6 protein-coding genes are annotated in these 5,289 nt (G+C 55.1%); 3 read left to right on the top strand and 3 right to left on the bottom strand.

The features are described from left to right. Positions 1–1,329: M14 family metallopeptidase (locus AC06ND_RS09980; protein WP_475678830.1), on the top strand; the 1,329-nt coding region annotated here is incomplete at its 5' end. Here the strand turns inward: AC06ND_RS09980 and AC06ND_RS09985 are convergent. Together AC06ND_RS09985 and cysK are read right to left on the bottom strand one after the other, a co-directional pair. After that, entirely contained in the window at positions 1,326–2,081 is a 756-nt protein-coding gene (locus AC06ND_RS09985; RefSeq protein WP_475678831.1) for a serine O-acetyltransferase, read from the bottom strand. The two genes, AC06ND_RS09980 and AC06ND_RS09985, sit on opposite strands and share 4 nt — an antisense overlap. A gap of 3 nt (positions 2,082–2,084) precedes the next feature. Then, entirely contained in the window at positions 2,085–3,008 is a 924-nt protein-coding gene (cysK, locus tag AC06ND_RS09990) for a cysteine synthase A (RefSeq protein ID WP_475678835.1), read from the bottom strand. Positions 3,009–3,095: 87 nt separating this feature from the next. Between cysK and greA the strand changes: the two genes are divergently transcribed. After that, positions 3,096–3,566 carry a transcription elongation factor GreA gene (gene greA, locus AC06ND_RS09995; RefSeq protein ID WP_475678832.1) on the top strand — a complete coding sequence of 157 codons (471 nt, stop codon included), beginning with the start codon at positions 3,096–3,098 and terminating at the stop codon, positions 3,564–3,566. A 5-nt stretch (positions 3,567–3,571) separates the two neighbouring features. Here the strand turns inward: greA and AC06ND_RS10000 are convergent, their stop codons facing one another. Continuing rightward, the gene (locus AC06ND_RS10000) at positions 3,572–4,615 is read right to left on the bottom strand and encodes a Rid family hydrolase (RefSeq protein WP_475678833.1); all 1,044 of its coding nucleotides are present in this window, start codon (positions 4,613–4,615) and stop codon (positions 3,572–3,574) included. 144 nt (positions 4,616–4,759) lie between these two features. On the opposite strand from AC06ND_RS10000, the gene AC06ND_RS10005 reads away from it, so the two are divergent. Next, the coding region (locus tag AC06ND_RS10005) for an early set domain-containing protein (RefSeq protein ID WP_475678834.1) at positions 4,760–5,289 on the top strand (530 nt) is incomplete at its 3' end.

The raw sequence follows: 5,289 nt of genomic DNA on the forward strand, positions 1-5,289 counted from the left end.
TTCCGCGCCACCAACCGCATCAACCAGAATGGTCCGGACGAACTCGGAACCCGCAACACCGCACAGCTCCTGAACCTCAACAGGGACTTCCTCAAGAGCGATTCCCCTGAGCTCAAGGCATGGCTCAGGCTCTACAACCGCTGGGACCCGGAACTTTTCATCGACTGTCATGTCACCAACGGCGCCGACTTCCAGTACGTGATGACCTACGACATCGAGAACCATGGAAAGGCGATGACCGAACCTCTGCACAGCTTCTCGCTCAATGTCTTCGAGAAGGAGTTCAATGAGAGGATGACGAAGGCCGGCTTCCCCATGTTCCCGTACTGCGAGTATGACCGCACCTATGCGCCCGAGCTCGGAGCGACGCTGGACGTTTTCGACCCGCGCTATTCGCAGAGCTACGTCGCATATCGCAACCGTCTCGGCGTCCTGCTCGAGACACATATCTACAAGCCGTACAAGGAGCGCGTGATGGCAACCCTCGAGTCCATCAGGCAGTGCGCATACATACTCCAGGACCACAAGAAGGAGCTCCAGAGTTCCATCAAGCAGGCAGACAAGGCCACCGCGAGCGCCGAGTACAGGAAGAATCCTTTCCCTATCAGATACGAGATCGACAGAGATGTCGTGACTTATGTGGACTATCTCGGATGGCAGCGAGACACAGTGAAGAGCGACCTCTCTGGAGGCCAGTGGGTGAAGCACAACTACGACAAGCCTATGACATACCGCGTGCCTCTGTTCGGGCAGCAGAAGACAACGATGGAGATACGTATCCCCAAGGCTTACGTGATCATGCCCCAGTACAGCTATCTCTGCGAGCTGCTCGATCTGCATGACCTGAAATACACGGTCACATCGGAGGACAAGGAGATCGAGGTCGAGACCTACCGATACAACGGAGGTACTTTCTCTACTCGTCAGAGCGAGGGCCGCGTACCTCTGATTTCGGTAAGCTACAGCACCCAGAGCGAGAAGCTCCTTTGCCCGAAGGGCAGCATAGTCGTCGACATGGACCAGCCTAACGCGAAGCTCGCCGTCTACCTCTTCGAGCCGGACGCTCCCGGTTCACTCACCTATTGGGGATTCTTCAATTCCCATGTCCAGCCTGGCAACGAGTTCTGGATCAACCAGGCATACATGGAGGTCAAGGGCCGCGAGATGCTCCAGACCGCCCCTGCGATACGCGCAGAGTTCGAACAGAAGATGAAGGACCCGTCCTTTGCAGGCAGCCCGGACGCAATCCTCAACTACTTCTACGAGATCTGCCGCAAGCAATCCCACCAGGACAACGAGCTCCATCCGGTATGGAGACTGATGGACTAGATTCCTCCGCCGTCCTCGAAAAGCATTTCTGTAACGACCTTACCCTGGAGAACCTTCGAATAGGCAGGGACGTCGTGCGTGAGCCATACGTTACCTCCGATCACCGAGTCATGGCCGATGGTGACCCTTCCCAGGATCGACGTGTTCGAATATACGGTGACATTGTCCTCCAGAATAGGGTGACGTGGAATGTTCACCGGAAGTCCTGCCGCATCGTAATGGAAGTTCTTCGCGCCCAGGGTCACGCCCTGGTAGAGCATGACATGCTGGCCGATGATGCAGGTCTCTCCTATCACGACACCGGTTCCGTGGTCTATGGCGAAATACTCGCCTATCCTTGCCGCAGGGTGTATGTCGACACCCGTTTCTCCGTGCGCGATTTCCGTTATGATTCTCGGGATGATGGGGACTCCGAGCCCATGAAGGAAATGGGCTGCGCGGTAATGTATCATCACCTTGATGCTGGGATAGCTGAGCACGACCTCGGCCAGCGAAGACACTGCCGGGTCATTGGTCGCGATGGCCTCGACGTCCGTCATCAGAAGGCGTCGGATCTCCGGGATGGCCGCGACGAAGGCATCCGCCACCTGTGAAGAGCCGGTCTGCGCCCTCAAGATGTCTGCGATAGTTCCCAATGAGGATACCTTTCCGAAAACCTCCGGAAAGAGTTCGTTCCTCAGCAGGACCATCATCTTCTTAAGTTCCTCCGGAGAAGGAAGAGTCAATCCCTCCGGTATCTCGAATCCTTTCATGACCTATCCCTGGAAAAGTGAAGTTGACAGATATCTTTCTCCCGTATCCGGAAGCAGAGCGACTATGAGCTTACCCGCGTTCTCTTCCTTTCGCGCGAGTTCCATCGCTGCATGGAAAGCTGCGCCGGAGGAAATTCCCACGAGGACGCCCTGTGTGCTTGCAAGCAGCCTTGCGCCGGCGAATGCATCTGCATCCGAGACAGGCATGACCTCGTCCACCACTTCATTGTCATAAATGGCTGGAACGAAGCCTGCACCTATGCCCTGAATGCCGTGCTTTCCCGAAACGCCTGTGGACAGGACGGCAGAGCTGGCTGGCTCGACGCCTATGACCTTGACCCCTGGCTTATGTTCCTTCAGGGCCTTGCCTGTTCCGCTGATCGTGCCTCCTGTACCTACGCCTGCGACGAAGATGTCCACAGCGCCCTCGGTGTCGGCCCATATCTCTTCTCCGGTGGTCTTATAATGGGCACGAGGATTGGCTGGATTGTCGAACTGGCCCAGAATTACGGCACCAGGGATGGAAGCCCTCAGTTCCTCTGCCTTTGCGATTGCGCCCTTCATTCCCTCGGCGCCGGGGGTCAGAACCAGCTGCGCGCCATAGGCCTTCAGAAGGTTGCGTCTTTCCATGCTCATGGTATCAGGCATGGTCAGGATGGTCTTATATCCTTTCACAGTGCCGACCCAAGCAAGGCCGACTCCGGTATTTCCGCTGGTGGGTTCGATGATGGTGGCTCCGGGCTTGAGGATACCGCTTGCTTCTGCATCCTCTATCATGGAAAGGGCGACGCGGTCCTTTGCGCTGCCGCCAGGGTTGAAGAGTTCCAATTTGACTACGAGTCTGGCCTTCAGGCCTTCCAGGCCCTTGATTTCGAGAAGCGGCGTATGGCCGACCAGCTCTGTAATGCTTGAATAGATCATATCAATCAGCTTTAGGTGAATTCAAAAGTAGCTTTTTTTTCGCAATAATGAGCCCATAATACATATCTTTGTCCATATCGTCCGTTCTAGTATATGGAATATCTGTCAAAGGAATGCTACGACAGCATCGCCGCCGAGCTCAACAATCTCATCGACGTAGAGTACCCTAAGATCAAGGATGCTCTCTCCGAGGCGCGTGCCCAGGGAGACCTGAGCGAGAACTTCGGCTACCGCGCTGCGAGAAGGGCCCAGGCGAAGATGATCAGCAGGATCAACTATCTGCAGAAGGTCCTGAAGTACTCCAGGGTGATAGACACGACCGCACTCCCGAAGGACCAGGTCAGCCTGCTCAGCAAGGTCGAGTTCACGAACATGGCCACGGGGAAGCAGATGTGCTACACTATAGTCAGCCCCCACGAAATGAACCTCCAGGAAGGCAAGATCTCCCTGAAGTCCCCTATCGGCCAGGCGCTGATGGGCGGAAAGGTCGGTGACCTTGTCGAGGCTCACGCTCCCGCCGGCACCCTCCGTCTCCGCATCGACAGCATCTCGATGGGCGAATGATAAAGCTAGATGATTGCGATGCACTCCATCTCCACGAGCCATGCAGGGCGGCAGACAGGAGCAAGCACGAACTCGGCATTCAGTCCGGGACACCTCTCGTCGATGATTGACTTCACCGCAAGGTAGTCAGCGGTATCCCTCAGATAGACGACAGCCATCACTATGTCACCGAGTCCGGCAGAGGTCTCGGAAAGAAGAGCCTCGATGTTCTCGAGCATGCGGAGGGTCTGCATCCTCACATCCCCCGGATGGAGAACCTGCCCCTTGGAATCGATGCTCGCAGTACCGCTGATGTAGGCATGGGTCCTGTCCTCGAAATGCACGGCCGTACCTCTCTCGAAGGTCACTCCGTAGTCCGCGGTCGGGCTGAGATGGTCCTTCGCATACAGATGCTGGATCTGCCCCGGCCTGAGTCCTCGTGCCGCCACCGCGTCCATCGTGACGAACCTCATCGGTTCCGGATGACGGCCCTCGATACCGGTGCTCGCGATGAAATGGGTGTCCGGAGTAAGGCCGATGGTATTGAAATAGTCTCTTCTGCCCTTTACGACGCCACCGTAGTTCACGTCCACGTCATGAACATAGATCCATGTCCTGATGCAGTCATGTGCGACGCTAAGTCCCCTCTCCCGGAGCTTATGTCCATAGTCCGCGAAGATATCCTCCATCTGCGCGAGAGAACCTTCGGAAGATGAGCTCATATATGCATCCCATACGAGGTCCATGGTGCAGGCACCGTCGTCGGTGGAATATACCCAGGCGGCGAGCTTCGTGCCGTCCAGCGGAGGCTGCTGGATGTATGAGACCGGATATGGCGCAGAAGCCATGGTCTCGGAAAGAGCAGGATGCTGGTTCGCCGCGTCGCTCAGGAAGAACCTCACGAAGCGTACCTTTCTCTCTGCTGCAATACCGTCAAGCGCATCCACCACGGCTTCCATCTGCTCTCCGAAAGGCATTCCTGCCTGAGGCATCCTGATGAAACTGTGGTACTCCTTTACTCCTGTTCCGGCCTTGGGGCTGAACTCTTTCGTCAATACAATCGCTGTCATGCTGCAAAGATACATCTAAAGATTAATTTGACCGCATTTAGGTTTTTCCTGGCAGAAAATGGAAATTAATTCTTAACTTTGGTTTACCCCAAATTACACTAACTGGTACAATCTCTATTTTCATTAAAACCAAAACTTTTCAAAATGAAAAAGTCAGTATTCTCTATCTTGGCTGCCATGACAATCTGCATGGGCGCCAATGCACAGGAAATCAAGGAAGACTTCAAGCCTTCTGAGCTCAATCAGCCAGGTCAGGAGTATCCTATGGTAAACTCTCAGGGTTACGCACGCTTCCGCATCAACGCTCCAGGTGCTGCTCAGGTAAGAGTAAGCCTCGGTCTCGGTGGTCAGGGCGGTACAGTCCTCAAGCATGTAGGTGACGGTATCTGGGAAGGTACAACCGACGGTCCTATGGACGAGGGATTCCACTACTATCACGTATTCCTCGACGGGGGCATGTTCAATGATCCTGGTACCAACAACTACTACGGCTCAACCCGTTGGGAGTCTGGTATCGAGATTCCTGCTCACGACAGGGCATTCTACGAGGAAAGAAACGTACCTCACGGAAACGTACAGCAGGTTCTCTTCTGGTCTGAGAGCACCAAGCAGCTCCGCAAGGCTTTCGTATACACTCCTGCAGGTTATGGCGATCCTAAGAACAAGACCAAGTA

The organism is Candidatus Cryptobacteroides sp. (assembly GCF_056207615.1).